This window comes from Streptomyces sp. CB02959, assembly GCF_002803155.1.
Taxonomy (GTDB): domain Bacteria; phylum Actinomycetota; class Actinomycetes; order Streptomycetales; family Streptomycetaceae; genus Streptomyces.
Genome location: NZ_NNBP01000014.1, coordinates 99,190 through 118,297, shown reverse-complemented (window position 1 = coordinate 118,297; position 19,108 = coordinate 99,190). Strand labels below are relative to the sequence as shown.

The following is a 19,108-nucleotide window of genomic DNA, read 5'->3' as shown; positions in this document are numbered from 1 at the left end:
CTCACTCTCCCGGCTCGTTGCGCCGCGCGGACCGGGCGCGCGCGGCATCGTGGGCACCGCGCAGCAACCGCACGACCAGCTCCCCCGTCCGCTCACCGGGATTGACCACCGAGATCCAGCCGAGTGCCCCGTAGACCGGGTGGGGCAACACCACATCGACGGCCGAGTGGTCCCGAGGCCGGCTGAGGCTCCGCGGCTCCTCCTCCGTCAGCTCACAGAACGTCGCCCGGTCGATGTGGATGTTCACCCGCCAGCGCCCCGAAGGGTCGAGGTCGGATGCGGTGTCGTCGGGGTAGTTCTTGGTGACGATGGTCCCGTAGGGCTGGGTGTTCCGAGGCATCTGGCCGTCGGGCGCGTAGTAGAAGAACGCGTCCCCCCACACCAGCTCCGGCAGGTCGCCGCCGGCCTCCGGGAGGACCACCAGCGCCCCGTCGAAGCCGCGCACCGCCGCGATGATCTGTTCCTGTTCCATACTCATGCTTAAAGCATCTCCTTCAAGTGCTTCTGTGGGGTTGGCCAATGGGTGAGCCGGTGAGCGGTGCGGAACGGGCAGCGCTCCGCACGGTCGATGTCGCCAGGGAGTCGGGGTACTCCGTGCAGCAGGTGCGCGACCTGGAGCGGCTCGGGGTCCTTCCCCCGGCCGCTCGCTCGGGCAACGGGTACCGCGCCTATACGGCGGTTCACGTGCACGCACTGCGCGCCTACCGAGGACTCGCGGGTGCCGTGGGTCCGGTCGCGGCCCGGCGGCTGCTCGCGGAACTCCGGACCGGCACACTCGCGGAAGCGGCCGCGGCGATCAACGAGGTCCATGTGCGGCTCGCGCGGGAACGGGACGAAGCCCTGCGCGCCCAACAGGCGTTGCGCGCGATCCAGGCCGAGGCGGGCACGCCCGAGTTCGAGCAGGACGGCGACGCGATGACGATCACGGAGCTCGCCGGAGCGCTCCATGTGCGCACCTCGACCCTGCGGTTCTGGGAGCAGGAAGGACTCGTCACGCCCGAGCGCGTGACGTCACTGCGAGCCCGTCGTTACGATCTCTCCGCGATCAGGGCGGCCCGCATCGTCGCGGCCCTCCGCGGCACCGGCTACGGCGTTCCGGCAGTGCGCGAGATCGTCGGCTCCCTGCACCGGCTCGACGGCCTGGGAGCGACCGGGCACATCCTGCAGCAACGCCTCGACCAGATCGCGACCCGGACCGTGGCACTGCTCCGAGCCGGCGCCGACCTGGCAGCCGTCGTCACGCTCCCCGCCGAACCGACGACCACGGCCGCGACCACACGTCCTGTCAGGTGAGGAGGCGGTGGCCGCCGTCCACGTCCAGCACCGTGCCGGTGATGAATCCGTTGCGCATCACCGAGAGGAACGCCTGGGCGATGTCGTCGGGGGTGCCGATGCGTCGGGCGGGGAGTCGCTCGGCCAGCTCGGCGAAGGCCGCCTCCTTGTCCATGCCGAGCTGGTCCCAGAGGGAGGTGTCCACCCAGCCGGGAGAGATCACGTTCACCCGCACCGGCGCCAACTCGATCGCCAGGCCGTATGCCAGGGACGCGAGCGCGCCGTTGGCCGCGGCCACGATGGTGTTCGATCCGTTCGGTCGGTACGCGTTGATTCCCGAGGTGTAAGTGATCGACCCGGTCACCCGCCCGACCGCGTGTCTGCCTACGAGCCACGCACCGAGGAGCCGCACCCGGCACCGCCGAACACGACGCGCTGGTACTGCTGGCGATGACGGCCCAGGACACCGGCACCTCGTAGCGCTCACCGGTGCGACTGCCACCGTGCACCTGGCGTGCTTGGGGTGGGGCGGTGGCGTACCCCTGGCATGATCGACGGGTGACCAGAGATTCCGTACGGCTCGGCAGTCCGGGACACGTCCTGTTCGACGTCGACGGCACGTTGATCGACGCGGTGAGCAACCAGCGCCGGGTGTGGCGAGCGTGGGCGGAGCGGTACGGGCTGGACGCGGACGAGGTGTACGAAGTGGCCTTGCGCACCCGCCCGATGGAGACGTTCGCGCGGGTCGCCGCGGACCGCGATCCGCACGCCTGCCTGGGCACGCTGCACAAGTTGGAGGACGAGGACGTGCGGTCCGGCGTCTACGGTGCCTTCGACGGCGCACCGGAGCTGCTGCACGGTCGGCCCTCAGGGTCCTGGGCACTGGTGACCTCGAACTACGAACACGGGTGCGCGGCCGCTTCCTGCGGGCGGGCCTGCCGCTGCCGAGCGTGATCGTGGACGCGGCGGCGGTCGAGGAGGGCAAGCCCTCCCCCGTTCCGTACCTGCGGGCCGCCGCCCAACTGGGTGCCGAGCCGAGCCACTGCCTGGTCGTCGAGGACGCCGCGTCCGGAGTCCAGTCCGGACTGCGGGCCGGCATGACGGTGTGGGGCGTGAACACCTCGGTCGCCGTGGAGGGCGTGCACCGCCACTTCAACAGCCTGCGCGAGGCGGTCCCGCACATCCTGGCCTTCGCGTCCGGAGCACCGGGGGACGCCGCGGCTTGAGCCCGTCCGCCGGCACGGGGCCCTACGGGGTCGGGGTCGTCGGCGACGCGGGTTCGGGGGGGGCGCCGTTTCCTCCCGTAGCCGTGCCCGGCCTGATGCGCGCCGACGTGCCCGTGTCTCTCTGTCTTTCGGCAGAGGGACACATCGCCCGCAGGGTTCATGCCGACACGCAGTTGGACGTCGATACTGGTCAGCGTGGCGCGCACCAACCCTCTCCGTCGATTCGCCCGCTGTCGCCCGCCTGTCGGAACGGCCTCGGGCGGGTCCGCGCACGCCATGGCGGTGACCGCCGGTGTGGCGATCGCCGGCCTGGGCGTGTACGTGATGGTCGGGCACCTCGGGTTCCTGCCGCACCCGTGGTTCCAGTTGTCGGCACTCGCCGCCGGTGCCGCGCTCTTCCCGCTGTGCCGCCGGTTCCCCGTGGCCGTGCTGCTGACGCTCGCCGTGCTGAGCGGCCTCTCGCCCGGAGTCGGGCCGATCACGGCGGCGGCCGCGTACGCGATTGCGCGCCGGACGGTCCGGACACGTTGGCGTGCCCGGCTGCTCGCCACGGCCGGTGGCCTTGCCGTGGGGTCCGCGGCGGCGGTCGCACCGTGGCTCGGTCCGGGGCCGGTGCCGTACGGGTTGGCGCTCGGTCTGGTGCTGGCGTCGACCGCCGTGGTCGTGCCTGGCCTGGTCGGCACGGCGCACGGGCAGCAGGGCCGCTTGCTGCGGGCGCTGCGCGAGCGCGGTGACGCGGCCGAACGGGCCCGCCGGTTCGCGGACAGCGAGGCCCGGATCCACGAGCGGTCCCGGATCGCCGCGGAGATGCACGATCTGGTGGGGCACCGGCTCAGTCTGATCTCACTGCACGCCGGGGGGCTGGAGCTGGCCTTGGACCGGGCGGCACCCGAACTGCGCGAGGAGGCCGTCCTGGTGCGGCGGACCACCCGGGACGCGATGCGTGAACTGCGGCAGGCGCTCGGGGTCCTCGGTCCGCTCGGCCGGGACACCGGGCCGGATGCGCTCACCGACGCTACCGGCACCCGCGCCGACATCGAGACGCTGGTGGCGGAGTCCCGCGACGGCGGGATCGCCGTCCGGCTCGACTGGACGGGGCCGGATCTCGTTGCCCGCCCGGCGCCGGTGCGTCGGGCGGTGCACCGGGTCGTACGGGAGGCCCTGACCAATGTGCACCGGTACGCGACCGCGTCGCACGTGACCGTCACGGTCGTGCACGACGACGAGAAGGTGCGGGTCACCGTCCGCAACGGTGCACCGCCGAAGCAGCCGGCCGCCGCCAGGGACATGGGCACCGGCCGCGGACTCACCGGCCTCAGGGAGCGGGTGGAGCTGCTCGGTGGGTCGTTCGACGCCGCCGGGCTGCCGTCCGGCGGGTTCGAGGTGGACGCGACGGTGCCGGCAGATCCGGCCGCCCCTGCCGAGCCCGGTAACGCCGACGAAACGGAGGAAACGCGGGAAGCGCGGGACCGACCAGGCGCGGACGTCCGGGCCGGTGCGGACGAGCGGAGCGGTGGCCGGCAGCCCGGTGACGAGGAGCCCGTTCCGGCCGAGCGCCCGACCACCGAGGCGCTGATGCTCGCCGTCGGCCTGGTGGGACTGTGCGTGCTGATGGTCCTCGGAGTCACCTTCGTCTACGCCACCCGGCCGCACGCCGCGGGGCCGCGTCCGCTGCCCCGCGTCGGCATGACCTACGAGGAAGTGGCGGGGCTCGGCGTCCTGGACAACGCGGCGGTACGGGCCGCCGCCACCGGCCACGAACCGCCGCGCCCCGGCGGCTCGGCCGGCTGCATCTACCCGTTCAACGGCGCCACCGAGAGCCGCCCCGGCAGCCTGATCGTCGCCCGCTACTGCTTCGACGCCGCGCAGCGTCTGATCGCCATCGACCACTTCGCCGTCCCGTCGGTCCGGGACGCCGCACCCTGGGAGACCCCGTGACCGAGCCCACCCCGCCCATCCGTGTCCTGCTCGCCGACGACGAGACGATGATCCGGCACGGTGTCCGCCTGATCCTCCGGCATGCCGACGGCATCGACGTCGTCGCCGAGGCGCCGGACGGACGGCAGGCCGTCGACATGGCCGCCGCCCACCATCCCGACGTTGCACTGGTGGACATCCGGATGCCGGTGTGCGACGGCCTGGCCGCGATCGCACCGCTGCTCGCCCTCGACCCCGCGCCGCGGGTGGTGATGCTGACGACCTTCGGGGACGAGGCCAACGTGATCCGGGCACTGCGGGAGGGCGCCTCCGGCTTCCTCCTCAAGGACGAAGGCCCGCAGGAGCTGATCAGCGCGGTGCGGGCGGCCGCCGCCGGCGATGCCGTGCTCTCGCCGGGCGTCACCGGGGCGGTGATCGCCCGGATGTTGCGCGGTGGCGATCCGGAAGCCGCGGACCGCGCGCTCGCGGACGAGCGGACCGCCCGGCTCACCGCCCGGGAGCGGGAGGTCCTCGCGATGCTCGGAGAGGGACTGTCGAACCAGGACATCGCCGGGCGGCTCGGCATCGGGATCGGCACGGTGAAGACGCACGTCGGCGCGATCCTGGACAAGACCGGTTCGACGAGCCGGGTGCAGGCCGCCCTACTGGCCCACCGGACGGGCCTGACGTCCTGACGTCCTGAGGCCCAGGACTCCCGAGCTCCCGGCTCCCGGCTCCCGGCTCCCGGCTCCCGGCTCCCGAGGGAACGGTCCTTGCCGATCCCGACCCCGACCCCGATCTTGATTCCGATCCCTGCTGTCTCTTCCCAAAGGCAGAGACCCGGCCGCCGGAGCTGGGTCGAAGAGCAGAGAAGGACCCGGCAGAACCCTGCCTTGGGCAGAGGCCAACTCCAGCCGCCAGAACGATGTTTCCGCAGGTGGGAGCGGTGAGGATGGATGTGTTCCCCCGGTCCGCCGCAGTGGCTGCGGACCGTCGCACCCAGGCGGAGTACACATGTCGCAGCTGTCTTCTTCCCCTCGTTCCCCCGTCGCTTCGTTCCCCCGCTCCCCCGTCGCAGAACCGGCCGCCCGCGCCACCGACCTGACCAAGGTGTACGGGAAGGGTGAGACCCGGGTCACGGCCCTCGACGCGGTGTCCGTGGAGTTCGCCCGGAGCCGCTTCACCGCCGTCATGGGCCCCTCCGGGTCCGGCAAGTCCACCCTGATGCACTGCCTGGCCGGTCTGGACAAGGTGACGTCGGGTTCGGCCTGCGTCGGCGACACCGAGCTCGCTCGACTGACGGAACGTCAACTCACCGCGCTCCGGCGGGACAAGGTGGGTTTCGTCTTCCAGGGCTTCAACCTGCTGCCCACCCTCAGCGCGCTGGAGAACATCACGCTGCCGCTGCGGATCGCCGGACGGCAGCCCGACCCGGCCTGGTTGGAGACCGTCGTCGCCACCGTCGGGCTGGCCGACCGGCTGGACCACCGGCCCGTCGAGCTCTCCGGCGGCCAGCAGCAGCGGGTCGCCGTGGCCCGTGCGCTGGTTTCCCGGCCCGAGATCGTCTTCGCCGACGAGCCGACCGGAAACCTCGACTCACGATCCGGCGCCGAGATCCTCGGCTTCCTGCGCGACTCGGTAAGGGAGTTGGGGCAGACGGTGGTGATGGTCACTCACGACCCGGTGGCCGCCGCGCACGCGGACCGGGTGGTGTTCCTCGCCGATGGGCGCGTCGTCGACGAACTGCACGAGCCGACCTCGGGCGCCGTACTCGACCGGATGCTCCAGTTCGAGGCCCGGGACCAGGAGCGGGAACCGGAACGGGAACGAGGCCGAGAGCGGGAGCGGGACCAGAACCGGACGCGCTGACACCGTCCGTCCCGAAACCTCCCCGCACCTCGGCCCACCACCGCACCCCTCCCCCATCTCCCTGCTCCCGAAAGCTCCCCATGCTGCGAACAACCCTGCGCAACGTCCTCGCGCACAAGGCCCGTCTGGTCATGACCGCCCTGGCGGTCTGTCTCGGTGTCGCGTTCGTCTCCGGCACCCTCGTCTTCGCGGACTCCTCCGCCGCCGCCTACCGTGCCGCCGCGTCGAAGAACTTCGCGGACGTCGCGGTCACCGTGACCCCGAAGGACCCGCCGCCCGGATCCGCCGCGCACCAGCGCACCTCGGTGCTCGACGACGCGCTCGTGCGGAAGCTCACCGATGTGCCCGGGGTCGCCGCCGTGCGGCCGTCGGTCGACGGCTCGGCCGTCCTGTCCGCCGCGGACGGCGCTCCGCTCCGGGCCGGCAAGTCCTGGGCGAACCTGGCCGCCGCCTACGTACCCGGCAAGGACGGCAAGGACAGCCGGTACCCGCTGGTCGAGGGCCACGCCCCCCGGAACGGCGGCGAACTGGCCGTGGACAGCGGGACCGCCGCCGCGGGCGGGTTCCGCATCGGTGACACGGTCACCCTGGCCACCGACGGCCCGGTCCTGACGAAGCGTCTGGTGGGCCTCGTCACCACCGAGGACAGCCGGGTGGTCGCGGGCGGCACCCTCGCCCTGTTCGACAAGGCCACCGCCCAGCAGTTGTTCGCGTCCCCGGGCCACTACACCGGGATCGACCTGTCCGCCGCTCCCGGCACCGACCAGTTCGCGCTCTCCGACCGCGTGGGTGCCGTACTCCCGGCCGACCGGGCCGAGGCCACCAGCGGCGCCGCCCAGGCCGCCCAACAGGCCGGCTACCTCGACACGTTGACCCGGGGCTACACCAAACTGCCGCTGGTCTTCGCCGGGGTTTCGCTGTTCATCGGCTCGTTCCTCATCGTCAACACCTTCACGATGCTCGTCACCCGGCGCACCCGCGAGATCGCGCTGCTGCGGGCGATCGGCGCTTCACGTCGCCAGGTGGTCCGCTCCGTCCTCGCCGAGGCGGCCCTGCTCGGCCTCGCCGCCTCGGTCGCCGGCTTCCTGCTCGGACTCGGCATCGCCTCCGTGCTGCCCGACATCCTGAGCACCGCACAGGACACGCTGCCCAACGGGCCGCTGGTGATCGGCCCGCGCCCGGTGATGGCCGCGCTCGGTGTCGGCGTGGGCGTCACGGTGCTCGCCGCGTGGCTGCCCTCCCGCAGGGCGGCGGGCATCGCGCCCGTCGAGGCGATGCGCTCGGCCGACCAGGCCCCCTCCCCCGGCCGGTCCCGCCTGCGCGGCGTGGTGGGGCTGGTCCTTCTCGTCCTCGCCGCCGGGCTGTTGGTGTCGCTGACCGGGGCGAAGGACGCCTCGGTCGAGAACCTGCAGGGCGCGATGCTCGGCTGCGGCATCCTCGCCGTCTCCATGATCGTGCTGGCGCCGCTGCTCGCCGGCCCGGTGATCCGGCTCACCGGCCGACTGACCGGCCGTTTCGGCGTCACCGGCCGGCTCGCGCGGGAGAACGCGCTGCGCGACCCGCGGCGCACCGCGGCCACCGCCTCCGCCTTGATGATCAGCACCGCGCTGGTCGCCGGACTCGCCGTCATCGGCAACTCCACCGGGCAGGCGCTGGACCGTCAGGCCGCCGCCGGCCTCGGCGCCGACTACGTGATCAGCACCCGCACCCCGACGACCGGCATCGACCCGGCCGCCGTGACGCGGGTGAGCGGCACCCCCGGAGTGCGGACCGCGGCCGCCATCGCGGACTCCACCCTGTTCACCGGCGGCAAGGTCCAGCAGATCTCCGGCATCGACCCGGCCGCCGTGGACGCGGTCATGAGGCTGCACTTCCTCAACGGCTCCGCGAAGGACCTCGGGCCGGGCCGGATCGCGATCTCCGGCACGCTCGCCCGGGAGCACGGACTGAGCACGGGCGGCCGGTTGACCGCGCGCATGGGGCTCGGCCAGGCGTTCCAGCAGTACACCGTCGTCGGCGTCTACCAGGACAACCCGGTCGCCCGCGACGCTTTGGGCGCCCGCGCCGAAGTGCAGAAGACCGGCTTCCTGCCCGGCTCCGCTCAGCGGATCCTCGTCCGCACCGACAGCGGCGCCACCTCGCAGACCCTCGCGAACGGCCTGCGCACCGCGGTGGGCAACAACCCGCTGCTGAAGGTCCAGGACCGGTCGGAGCTCGTCCACGAGGCCGCCGGCACCATGGGCAATCTGCTGGTCCTGATGTACGGGCTGCTCGCCATCGGTCTCGTGATCACCTCGCTGGGCATCGTGAACACCCTGGCCATGTCGGTGTCGGAGCGGACTCGGGAGATCGGTGTGCTGCGCGCCATCGGCATGGACCGCGCCGGGATCCGGCGCATGGTCCGGCTGGAGTCCCTGACCGTCGCCGCGTTCGGCACGCTGTTGGGCCTGGTCGGCGGGGTGTTCGGCGCGTGGGCGGTCGGTGCGCTGGCCAACGGCGCGCTGACGCAGTACTCGCTGGTACTCCCCTGGGGGACGCTGCTGCTGATCTGTCTGCTGTCCCTTGTGATCGGCGCGGTGGCGGCGGTCGTTCCGGCCCGCCGAGCGGCTTCCCTGAGCCCGCTGCGGGCCGTCGCGGAGGCGTAGGAGCGCCCGGTTTGTAGCGGTGCGCCGGCCGCGGCGGCTTTCCGTGACGGGCCGGCGTCACCACCTCGTGCCCCACCCACAGCACCGTTTTGAACGCGTTCAATTCTGCAGGCTAGGGTGGTGTGCACCGAAGTTGAGGGGGCTCGATGAAGATAGTGCTGCCCGGAGGAACCGGACAGGTGGGCGCGATCCTCGACCGTGCGCTGACGGCGGCCGGTCACGAGGTCACGGTGTTGACCAGGCGCCCGAGGCGGCAGCGTGACATCGGCTGGGACGGGGCCACGCTCGGTGCCTGGGCGGAGGCGGTCGACGGCTGCGATGTCGTGATCAACCTGGCCGGACGCAGCGTCTCCTGCCGCTACACCGCCGAGAACCTGCGCGCCATGATGGATTCCCGGGTCGACTCGGCGCGGGTGGTCGGCGAGGCGATCGCCGCCGCCGCGCGACCACCACGTGTCTGGCTGCAGATGAGTACCGCGACGATCTACGCCCATCGCTTCGACGCGGCACACGGCGAGGCGGCGGGGGTGATCGGCGGCTCGGAGGCCGGGGTACCGGACTACTGGGCGTACAGCATCGACATCGCGAAGAACTGGGAGCGGGCGCAGGCCGACGCGCCGACACCGGCGACGCGGAAGGTGGCGCTGCGCTCGGCGATGGTCATGAGCCCGGATCGGGGCGGGGTCTTCGACGTACTGCTGCGGATGGCACGGCTGGGGCTGGGCGGGCCGGTGGCCGGCGGTGCGCAGTACGTCTCCTGGATCCACGACGAGGACTTCGTGCGGGCGGTGGAGTTCCTGATCGCCCGGGACGACCTCGAAGGGCCGGTGAACCTCGCGTCGCCGGGCCCCCTCCCGCACCGGGAGTTCATGCGGGCACTGCGCACGGCCCAGGGCGTCCCGGTGGGGCTGCCGGCGCCGCGGTGGATGGCGGAGCTGGGGGCGTTCGCGCTGCGCACGGACACGGAGCTGCTGCTCAAGAGCCGCCGGGTGGTACCGGGTCGGCTGGGTGCGGCCGGGTTCGGCTTCGCACATCCTGAATGGGAGGGGGCGGCCGCTGACCTCGTCCGACGGGCCAAGGCGTCGCGTTCGGACCACCGGGCGGGCCGGAGGTTGCCGGGAGCGGCGGCACGGCAGCGATCCTGAACCTCGTCGCCGGTGGCCGCCACCGCAGCGTCGACCGGGGCGACGCACGTCACATGCGTGCGTGTCACATCCCGCCGGCCTCATCCGTCAGAGGAGTGCAGCCACCGACAACGGCATGAGGAGCTCATTGTGGATGCCCGTTTGAACGTCTTCGAGAGTCCGATCGCAGGCAAGTTCCTGAAGCACATCGTCTCGGCGAGCAAGGTGATCGTGGACTCACCGCTGCCGGCCGCGACCCAGCAGCTGGTGGCGCTCCGCGCGAGCCAGATCAACGGCTGCGGCTTCTGCGTCGACATGCACACCAAGGACGCCGCGGCCGCCGGTGAGACATCGGTGCGGCTCAACCTGGTCGCGGCGTGGCGGGAGGCCACGGTCTTCACCGAGGCCGAGCGCGCCGCGCTGGAACTGGCGGAAGAGGGGACCCGCATCGCGGATGGTGCCGGTGGGGTCACGGACGAGGTCTGGGCCCGGGCCACCGAGCACTACGACGAGGAGCAGCTCATCGCCCTGGTCTCCCTGATCGCCCTCATGGGCACCTTCAACCGGCTGAACGTCATCACCCGGCAGCCCGCCGGCGACTACCAGCCGGGGCAGTTCGGATAACCGGCAGTTCCCGACCCGGAGCCGGGGCCGCCCTGATCCCCACCAAGAGCGGCCCCGGACTCCGGACTCGGGGTTCCGGGGCCGCTCGCTCCGGAACCCCGATCGGGGTCCCCGCAAGGACCGGTACGGGGAAATCGGAGAATGGCCGACTCACGGCGGGCGCCCTCCCCGGCACGGCGCGGGGCGCCTACCGTGACTGCCATGTCATACGGGATTCCCGGCAATGACCCGGTGTCAGTGGAGTCACGTCGCCGCATCTTCGGCGACGACGCCGAGCAGTACGACACGGCCAGGCCCGGCTATCCCCGCCAACTCGTCGCGGACGTACTGGACTTCTCCGCCCTGGCAGCGGGCGAGCCGGCGCTGGAGGTGGGCGCCGGAACCGGCAAGGCCACACTCGCCTTCGCCCGGTCCGGCCTACCGATGACGTGCGTCGAACCGGACGTCCGCATGGCCCGGGTGCTGCGCCACCGCTGCGCGCAACTGTCCGGCGGCGAGGTCGGCATCGAGGTCGCCGACTTCGAAACCTGGCATCCCGCGCGACGCTACGGGCTGCTGTACTGCGCACAGGCATGGCACTGGGTCGACCCCGCCGTACGCTGGGCCAGAGCACAGGCGGCGCTCGCGCCCGGCGGGGCGATTGCCCTCTTCTGGAACCACTGGTTCCTCCAGTGCGGCGACCTGACGGACCGGCTGACCGCCGCCCACACACGGCACGGCGTCGCGATACCGCCGGACACCCTTCTCGACCCCCGCCCCCGTCCCGCCCGCCGGGGACCCGAGGCGCGCCAGTGGCGCGAGATGACGGCGGCCGGCTTCGTCGACCCGGAGCACCGCCTCTACGCCTCCGTACACGAACGGTCCACCTCCGCCCTCATCGGCCTGTTCGCCTCCTACGGCGGCTACCGCGCGCTCCCGCCCGGGCCCCGCGAGCGGGCCTTCACCGAGATGGCCCACCTCATGGACGAACACGGCGGACGCGCCCACGTGAAGGTGGTCACGAGCCTGTTCCTGGGGCGGACACGCGCCGATGCCACCCCGGCGGACCTGCGGCCGTGACGAACTGACGTGACGCCGGAAACCCACCCGCACCGGCCGTCACCCAGGCGCTGGGCATCACGCGCCACTCCGCTCGGGGACGGTTTCCGCCGCCGTCATCTCACTGGTACGGAATGATTACCAACCGTAACTTACCTGCCAGTCACCCCGTTGGCCCTTGCGATCCGGGGCTCAGGCGCACGGCTCACGGATCATTTCGGAGTCCCCTTCCCCCGCAAGGAGCACCGTATGAAGCCTGCTTGGTCGAGACTGTTGACCGCCCTCCCGGCGGTCGCCTTGGCCGCGGGTCTCACCACTTCGCCCGCCGCTGCCGCCCGCCCGTCGGCCACCGTGCTTCCCGGCAAGCCTCTCGGGTCGCCCCTCCACACGTCCCCCACCATCACTCCCCGGGGGCCCTTGGGTCCGCCCCTCCTGAAGCCGTCCGCCGCAGGCACCGCGCATCACGCCCCCTGGGCGGACACCGTCGACCGTGGCTGGAACAACTTCTCCTGCGAGCCCTCCGCCCGGCACCCCCGTCCGGTCGTCCTCGTCCACGGCACCTTCGGCAACGCCGTCGACAACTGGCTGGGCCTCGCGCCGTACTTGGTGGCCCGCGGCTACTGCGTCTTCTCCCTGACCTACGGCCAGTTCCTGGGCCTCCCCCTCGTCGGAGGGCTCGGCCCGATCGACACCTCGGCCAGGGAACTCGCCGGGTACGTCGACCGGGTGCTGGCCGCAACGGGCGCCAGGAAGGTCGATATGGTCGGACACTCGCAGGGCGGCATGATGCCGCGGGTGTACCTGAAGTTCCACGGCGGCCGCCACAAGGTGCACACGTTGGTCGGGCTGGCCCCCGACAACCACGGCACCGACCTGCACGGCCTGGCCGAACTGGTGGACATCGCCCCGATCAAGCAGACGCTCCACGCGCTCACGCCGGGGCTGATCGAGCAGAAGACCGGCTCCGCCCTGCTGCGGCGCCTCAATGCCGGCGGCGACACCCTCCCCGGTATCCGCTACACCGTCATCGCCACCAAGTACGACGAGGTCGTATCGCCCCTCGGCTCGGAGTTCCTCCACGGCCGCCATGTCCACAACGTGCTGATCCAGGAACTGTGCCCGGCGGATATCTCCATGCACGCGAGCCTCGGCCTCCTCGACCGGATCGCCTTCCACGAGACGGCCAACGCGCTCGACCCGGCACACGCCACCCCCACCACCTGCGCCTCCGTCCTGAGTTGAACCGGTCCGGCCGGGCGTCCCGGTCCGGGACGCCCGGGCCTCGCCCCGGTCCGGTGCGCTTCGACGGGCGGCGCCCATCGCCTCGTTCGCACGGCGGAACGCCGTCGCGCTCCCGAGGCCGGTGCCCGGCCTCAGGCACCGGGCGCGGCCACCAGTTTCCGCACCGTCATCGGTTCGGCGAGGACGAGATCCAGGACCTGGCGGACGTGGTGGAAGTGGGCGGTGGCGAAGTGCGCGGCGAGTGCCTGGGCGTCCGACCACTGCTCGACGACCACCATGCGGGCCGGGTCGTTAGGGTCGGCGTAGGGACGGTAGGCCAGGCAGCCGGGTTCTTCCAGCGAGGGTTCGATCATGGCCTCAAGGGCGGTGCGGAGCCGGTCCTCGTAGCCGGGGGCGGCCAGGCATTCGGCGATGACGGTGAGGGACATGGCGGGTGGGTCCTCCTTCGCGGGAGCGGGAGCGGGGTCGGGGTCAGGGGCGGGCGGGGCCAGTGCCGGCGCCGGAGGTGGTGATGGCCACGGCGATCTCGTCCAGGTCCGCCGGCGTCAGCCGCACCGAACCGGCACCCATCCAGCCGTCCACCTGAGCGGTCCTGCGGGCGCCGACGATCGCGCCGGTGACGCCCGGCCAGGCCAGGGCCCAGGCAATGGCGGTCTCGGCGACGGTGGCACCGTGGCGCTCGGCGACGGGCCGCAGCGCGTCGGCCAGGCGGAGGTTGGCGGCGAGTCCGGAGGTGAAGTCGTGGTGGGCGGAGCGCCAGTCGTCCGCGGGCAGACCGGCTGCCCGTTCGGCGGAGAAGGCGCCGGTGAGCAGGCCCGACTGGAGGGGTGAGTAGACGATCACGCCGGTGCCGTGGGCCCGGGCCCAGGCGATCTCGGGGGCGGCCGACCTGTTGATGGCGGAGAACGGCGGCTGGACGACGTCGACATGGGCGATCCGCTCGGCGGCATCCAACTGCTCGGGGGAATGGTTGGACAGGCCGATCGCGCGGACCTTGCCCTCGGCCTTGAGGTCGGCCATGACCTGCCAGTACTCCTCCAGCGGGGTGGCGTCGGGCGAGACGGCGCCGGAGCCGTCGCCGGCGTATTCCAGCGATTCACCGGTGTCCGGCCAGTGCACCTGGTAGAGGTCGATGCGCTCCACGCCCAACCGCCGCAGCGAGTCCTCGATCTCGCGTCGCACGCTGGTGGGCTTCATGGTGCGGCGGGGCGGTGCCTGCGGATCGGTCGGGTCCCAGACCAGTCCGACCTTGGTGAACACGTACGGACGCTCGGACTCGGGCAGACCGGCGAGGGCCCTGCCGACCAGCTCCTCGGAGTGCCCCAGGCCGTAGACGGCCGCAGTGTCGATCCAGTTGACGCCGGCGGCGACGGCGTGCCGGATGGCGGCGATCGACTCGCCGTCGTCGGTGGCGCCCCAGCCGAAGTGCCAGCCGGTGCCGGACACCGCCCACGAGCCGAACCCGGTGCGGGTGCACCCTGCACTTCTCGGAGGCGGTGCTGGACGCCGTCGCCCGGGCCCTGCGCCTGGACCCGGTGGAGCGCGCGCATCTCTACCGCCTGGCGCGCCCCTGGCCGGAGACCGAGGGTGCGGACGGTGCGGAGCCGCAACCCCGGCCGCAGCGGGTACGGCCGGGGTTGCGCCGGCTGCTGGACTCGACGCCCGACGTCCCGGCGTACATCGTCGGCCGGAACACCGAGGTCCTCGCCTGGAACCACCTCGCCGCCGCACTGATCACCGACTTCGCGGCGCTGCCGCCCCGGCAGCGGAACCTGGCCCGCCTGGTGTTCCTCGACGAGGGGATGCGCGGCCTGTACGCCGACTGGCGCGGCAAGGCCGCCGACGTGGCGGCCTACCTCCGCCTGGACATCGGGCGCCATCCGGACGACCCGCGCTCCACGGCCCTGCTGGACGAACTCTCCACCGCCAGCCCGGAGTTCCGCGAGGCGTGGGCGGAACACCGGCTCAAGGACAAGACACACGGGCGCTACGTCTACCGCCATCCCGTCGTGGGGGAACTCGACCTGGGTTTCGAGACGCTGCGGCTGCCCGACGATCCGGATCAGGCACTGATCGCCCACACGGTGGAGGAGGGCACCCCCTCGGAGACCGCGTTGCGACTCCTGGCGAGCTGGGCGCGCGAGGAACTGTCGGTGGGCTGAGCGCCCGCGTGCGGCGGTGTCCTCGCGGCCGTTACTTGGCCGGCTTGCCGGGTTGGTCGTGGGTCGAGCAGTGGATGCCGCCGCCGCCCGAGGCGATGGTGTCGATCTTCACCTGCACGATGTCGCGCCGCGGGAACTGGTCCTGCAGGATGCCCTTCGCCCGGTCGTCGGCCTTGGCGTCGCCGAAGCGGGGCATGAACAGCGCGCCGTTGGCCACGTAGAAGTTCGCGTAGGTGGAGACGAAGGCGTCACCCCGGCCGGTGATCTTGTCCAGGTCGGGCTGCGGCAGGTCGATGACCTCAAGGGACTTGCCGCGAGCGTCGGTGGCGTCCTTGAGCACCGAGCGGGCCTGGTCGGCCGCGCGGGACCAGACGTCCGGGGGGCTGTCGGGGAAGGCACGGTCCACCAGGACGACACCCGGCGCGGTGAACCGGGCGATGCTGTCGACGTGCGCGTCGGTGATGTCCTGGCCGCGCACTCCGGCCAGCCAGAGCACCTTCTCGATGCCCAGGCTGCTCTTGATCTCGCCCTCGATCCGGTCGCGGCTCTTGCCCGGGTTGCGGTTCTTGTTGACCACCGAGCTCTCGGTGATCAACAGGGTGCCCTCGCCGTCCGTCTCGAAGGAGCCGCCCTCGGCGACCAGCGGGGCCTTGGCGCGGCGGATGTCGTACTTCTCCAGCAGGAGCCGGCCGACCTGGGCGTCGTTGCGGTGCGTCTGCTTGTTGCCCCAGCCGCTGAAGTTGAGGTCGACGCCGAGGAGGCCCTCGGCGTCCTCGACGAACAGGGGGACGGTGTCGCGCGCCCACAGGTCGTCCACCGCCAGCGGGATCACCTCGACCTGGGAGCCGCAGGCCCGCTGGGCCTCGTTCTGCTGCTCCGGGCGGGCCATCAGGACCACGGGTTCGTACTCCGCGACGGCACGGGCCACCCGCGCGATGTCGTCCCGCACGGACGGCAGTTGGTCACCCCAGACCTCCTCCAGGGCAGGCCAGGACATGAACGTGCGGGTGTGGCTCTCCCACTCGGCACCGAACCGGCGGCCCGCCTTCTTCTCGGAAGGCGACGAGGGGGCGGGGGCGGCCGGGGTGTCGCCCGGACCGCAGGCCGCGGCTCCGAGGGCGAGGGCACCGATGCCGGCGAAGGAGCGCAGGACGTTGCGGCGGGACATGGGGAGAGGTGACACAGAGAACTCCGGCATTCGGCTGACGAGCCTGATTCCAGGGGACGTCGGGCGTCCTGAAAATCGAGCCCTGAGGGGGGTGAGAGCATCCGACGGATACGACGTGTGAGGAAGGGTGCGCAGCGGGCGCGGTGTGCGGGTTCCGGGGATTACGGGACGGGTTCGTGCATGGTGGAGCAGTGGATTCCACCGCCGCCGCCCATGAGGCGGTCGACGTCGAGCTGGACGACCTCGCGCCCGGGAAACGCCTCGGCCAGGGTCCGGCGGGCCGCGGCGTCCTTCTCGTGGTCACCGAACTGCGCCGTGATGAGCGCGCCGTTGACGAGATGGAAGTTGAGGTACGAATCCACGAACGCCGAGCTCCGCGACCGCACGGTGTCCGGTCCGTCCACGCGGATCACCCGGAGGCGCCGGCCCTTCGCGTCGGTCGCGGCCGACAGGACGGCGTACTGCTCACGCGCGTCCCGAGCCCAGACGTCGTTCCGGTCGTCCGGGGGAACCTGCACCATGACCACGCCGGGAGCGACGAAGCGGGAGGTGACGTCGATGTGGTTGTCGGTGATGTCCCGGCCGCGGACGCCGGGAACCCAGATCATCTTCTCGGCACCGTACGCCGCCAGGACTTCTTCTTCGATCTCGTCCCGGCTCATGCCGCGATTGCGGTTCTTGTTGACCAGACTGCTCTCGGTGGCCATCACCGTGCCGTCGCCGTCGGTCTCGATCGATCCGCCTTCTCCGACGAAATTCGCCTCGCTGACGGGAATTCCGTTGAATTCGGCGACGCACCAGGCCACTTCGGCGTCGTCGCGGTGCGTCTGCTTGCCGCCCCAGCCGTTGAAGTTGAGGGTCACGGCGTCGAGGTTCCCCCGGCCGTCGCGCCGGAAGACGGCGCAGGTATCGCGCATCCAGAGATCGTCCGTGGGGATCGAGCCGATGACGGTGACCCCCGGTCCGCAGGCAGCCCGGGCGGCGGCTGCGGCGGTTTCGTCCGGCGCGCACATGAGGACGGGCTCATAGGCCGCGACCGTGCGGGCGATGAGGGCGATGTCCTGCTGGACACCTGCCAGCCCGCGGCCCCAGATGGACCTCCGCGACGGCCAGGACATCCAGGTCCGGGTGTGCGGAACGTCGTCGGCCGGCACGCGCCACCCGAGACCTCCCGCGCCGTCGGACGAAGGCGCTCGGGCCGGGCGCGGGCCGAGGAACGCATCGAGCAGCCACCTGCCCGCGGGGAGGTCGTTCATGGGGGGCTCCACATCGAATCCGTTGCTTCGGGCGGTCGTCGGCCGCCAGGGCCTGGGGGGAACCAGGGGCGACACTGCCCCGCGCCGTCACCCAGCGGCGTGCACACCGACGACGCGTGCGGCGGGATCGGGGGCGGCCATGCCGCCTGCGCCCCGCCACGCAGTCGGGGCGGGGCGCTGTGCGTGAGCCCGGTGTGGGTCAGGGGCACGGCGCCGCCATGTCTCACACTGTGGCACTGACTGGATTTTCAGTCAAGCCGATGGGCGGGCGCGTCCCCGTTCCTTCACGCGTCACCACCTGGTCAGCCCCGCGGGCCCCCGGCCAGCTCACGCTGCAGCGCGGCGGCCACGTGCGCCCTGGCCTCGGCAGTGGTGAGCAGGCCGGCCAGCCAGCGCCCGCTCAGCCCTTCCACCAGGGAGGTCAGCCGGACCGCGGCGGCGCGCGAGTCGACCGACTCGGGGATGCTCCCCTCGTCCTGCCCGTCCGCGATCAGCTCGGCGATGTCGACGAGCCAGCGTTCGGTCAGTGACGCGAGGGTCGGCCGCAGACCTTCGTCGAAGGTCGCGGCCGCCCGCACCTCGCCCCACACCGCGGAGTTCTCCCGCACGGCGGTGTCGTCCTGGAACTCCGCCGCCAGGAGGGCGAGCAGCAGGTCGCGGACGAGGATCTCGTCCTCGTCCGCGCCGCCCACGTAGCCCTCGGCCCGGTCGTTGACGTACTCCAGGGCGCTGGTGACCAGGCCCGCGCGATCACGGAAGTGGTAGTAGATCAGCGTCTTGGACACGCCCGCCTCGGCGGCGACGTCCTCCACGCGCAACCCCCGGACCCCCCGCAGGGCTATCACTCGGCAGGTCGCTTCCAGCAGTTTGGCTCGTCGGGTAGTCACGTTCGTACAGTAGCCACTTGCGTGCGGCGGGGTTGCCGCGCGAGCCGGCGCCGGGCGGCGGGCCCTATCGGCGCGCCAGCCGCTCCAGTTCCGCGTCGATGGCGTCCCGCATCAACTCACGGGCGTGCTCCAGCGGCAGGATGCCGCTGAGCCAGCGCATGCTGAGCCCTTCCACCAGTGCCGTCAGCCGCTCGGCGGCGATGGCCAGGCTTGCGGCGGTCGCCATGGGGTGGACCCGGCCGAGCAGATCGGCGATTTCCTGGACCCAGACGAGCGTGGCCCGTGCGAGGTCCTCCCGCAGATGGGGCTCGAAGATGGCGCTGGCGCGCAGTTCTCCCCATGCGGTGCTGTTCTCCCGGACGGCGTCGTCGTCCTGGAGCTCCAACAGGAGGGTCTGTTCCAGCTCCTGCCGCGGTTCGAGGGGGGCGGCGTCCGGGCCGCGCTCCGTGGTGTAGCTCCCGGCGCGGTCGTTGATGAACTCCAGGGTCCGGCGCAGGATGCCTGCCCGGTCCTTGAAGTGGTAGTAGATGAGCGCGGTGGAGACTCCGGCCTCGGCGGCCAGCTCCTCCACCCGCAGCCCGCGGACCCCGCGCCGGGCGATGACCCGCGCCGCCGCCTCCATGATCGCTGTTCTACGGTCGCTCACGATTGCCCAGCTTAACCAGCCCTCGTGCGCCC

18 protein-coding genes and 1 pseudogene are annotated in these 19,108 nt (G+C 72.1%); 11 read left to right on the top strand and 8 right to left on the bottom strand.

Annotated features, from left to right (window positions below; all coding sequences use genetic code 11):
- Position 1 precedes the first annotated feature (1 nt).
- On the bottom strand, positions 2-472 hold the full coding sequence (locus CG747_RS23060) for a DUF6194 family protein (RefSeq protein ID WP_100603702.1): 471 nt from the start codon (positions 470-472) through the stop codon (positions 2-4).
- A gap of 47 nt (positions 473-519) precedes the next feature.
- Between CG747_RS23060 and CG747_RS23055 the strand changes: the two genes are divergently transcribed.
- A complete protein-coding gene (locus CG747_RS23055; protein WP_100603701.1) occupies positions 520-1,293 on the top strand; it encodes a MerR family transcriptional regulator in 774 nt (257 codons plus the stop codon).
- Here the strand turns inward: CG747_RS23055 and CG747_RS23050 are convergent.
- Positions 1,286-1,636, bottom strand: a complete 351-nt coding sequence (locus CG747_RS23050; protein ID WP_374701803.1) for an SDR family oxidoreductase — start codon at positions 1,634-1,636, stop codon at positions 1,286-1,288. The two genes, CG747_RS23055 and CG747_RS23050, sit on opposite strands and share 8 nt — an antisense overlap.
- 194 nt (positions 1,637-1,830) lie before the next feature.
- On the opposite strand from CG747_RS23050, the pseudogene CG747_RS23045 reads away from it, so the two are divergent.
- From CG747_RS23045 to CG747_RS23005, 9 genes and pseudogenes are all read left to right on the top strand, one after another.
- Positions 1,831-2,498: pseudogene (locus CG747_RS23045) on the top strand (HAD family hydrolase).
- A gap of 276 nt (positions 2,499-2,774) precedes the next feature.
- Positions 2,775-4,436: a histidine kinase gene (locus CG747_RS23040; RefSeq protein WP_100603700.1), complete on the top strand. Its 1,662-nt coding sequence runs from the start codon at positions 2,775-2,777 to the stop codon at positions 4,434-4,436.
- The gene (locus tag CG747_RS23035) at positions 4,433-5,110 is read left to right on the top strand and encodes a response regulator transcription factor (protein ID WP_100603699.1); all 678 of its coding nucleotides are present in this window, start codon (positions 4,433-4,435) and stop codon (positions 5,108-5,110) included. The genes CG747_RS23040 and CG747_RS23035 overlap by 4 nt, the downstream gene beginning before the upstream one ends.
- 319 nt (positions 5,111-5,429) lie before the next feature.
- Positions 5,430-6,284, top strand: coding sequence for an ABC transporter ATP-binding protein (locus CG747_RS23030; protein ID WP_100603698.1), 855 nt, complete (start codon positions 5,430-5,432; stop codon positions 6,282-6,284).
- An 80-nt stretch (positions 6,285-6,364) separates the two neighbouring features.
- Positions 6,365-8,929 carry an ABC transporter permease gene (locus CG747_RS23025; RefSeq protein WP_100603697.1) on the top strand — a complete coding sequence of 855 codons (2,565 nt, stop codon included), beginning with the start codon at positions 6,365-6,367 and terminating at the stop codon, positions 8,927-8,929.
- A gap of 146 nt (positions 8,930-9,075) precedes the next feature.
- Entirely contained in the window at positions 9,076-10,074 is a 999-nt protein-coding gene (locus CG747_RS23020; RefSeq protein ID WP_100603696.1) for a TIGR01777 family oxidoreductase, read from the top strand.
- A gap of 129 nt (positions 10,075-10,203) precedes the next feature.
- The gene (locus tag CG747_RS23015) at positions 10,204-10,677 is read left to right on the top strand and encodes a carboxymuconolactone decarboxylase family protein (RefSeq protein ID WP_100603695.1); all 474 of its coding nucleotides are present in this window, start codon (positions 10,204-10,206) and stop codon (positions 10,675-10,677) included.
- Positions 10,678-10,878: 201 nt separating this feature from the next.
- A complete protein-coding gene (locus tag CG747_RS23010; RefSeq protein WP_180985671.1) occupies positions 10,879-11,736 on the top strand; it encodes a trans-aconitate 2-methyltransferase in 858 nt (285 codons plus the stop codon).
- Between the two features lie 228 nt (positions 11,737-11,964).
- Positions 11,965-12,957, top strand: a complete 993-nt coding sequence (locus tag CG747_RS23005; RefSeq protein ID WP_257980645.1) for a triacylglycerol lipase — start codon at positions 11,965-11,967, stop codon at positions 12,955-12,957.
- Between the two features lie 131 nt (positions 12,958-13,088).
- On the opposite strand, the gene CG747_RS23000 is transcribed toward CG747_RS23005, so the two are convergent.
- The gene (locus CG747_RS23000; RefSeq protein ID WP_100603693.1) at positions 13,089-13,385 is read right to left on the bottom strand and encodes a putative quinol monooxygenase; all 297 of its coding nucleotides are present in this window, start codon (positions 13,383-13,385) and stop codon (positions 13,089-13,091) included.
- Between the two features lie 43 nt (positions 13,386-13,428).
- Entirely contained in the window at positions 13,429-14,403 is a 975-nt protein-coding gene (locus CG747_RS22995; protein ID WP_100603692.1) for an aldo/keto reductase, read from the bottom strand.
- Between the two features lie 50 nt (positions 14,404-14,453).
- Between CG747_RS22995 and CG747_RS22990 the strand changes: the two genes are divergently transcribed.
- Complete coding sequence (locus tag CG747_RS22990; protein ID WP_257980644.1) at positions 14,454-15,119, top strand: transcriptional regulator; 666 nt, start codon at positions 14,454-14,456, stop codon at positions 15,117-15,119.
- Positions 15,120-15,150: 31 nt separating this feature from the next.
- On the opposite strand, the gene CG747_RS22985 is transcribed toward CG747_RS22990, so the two are convergent.
- The 4 genes from CG747_RS22985 to CG747_RS22970 form a co-directional block, all read right to left on the bottom strand.
- Entirely contained in the window at positions 15,151-16,287 is a 1,137-nt protein-coding gene (locus CG747_RS22985; RefSeq protein WP_180985670.1) for an agmatine/peptidylarginine deiminase, read from the bottom strand.
- 161 nt (positions 16,288-16,448) lie between these two features.
- Positions 16,449-17,543 carry an agmatine/peptidylarginine deiminase gene (locus CG747_RS22980; RefSeq protein WP_100603690.1) on the bottom strand — a complete coding sequence of 365 codons (1,095 nt, stop codon included), beginning with the start codon at positions 17,541-17,543 and terminating at the stop codon, positions 16,449-16,451.
- 302 nt (positions 17,544-17,845) lie between these two features.
- Positions 17,846-18,430: a TetR/AcrR family transcriptional regulator gene (locus CG747_RS22975; RefSeq protein WP_100603689.1), complete on the bottom strand. Its 585-nt coding sequence runs from the start codon at positions 18,428-18,430 to the stop codon at positions 17,846-17,848.
- A gap of 64 nt (positions 18,431-18,494) precedes the next feature.
- On the bottom strand, positions 18,495-19,052 hold the full coding sequence (locus tag CG747_RS22970) for a TetR/AcrR family transcriptional regulator (RefSeq protein WP_100603688.1): 558 nt from the start codon (positions 19,050-19,052) through the stop codon (positions 18,495-18,497).
- Between the last annotated feature and the right edge of the window lie 56 nt (positions 19,053-19,108).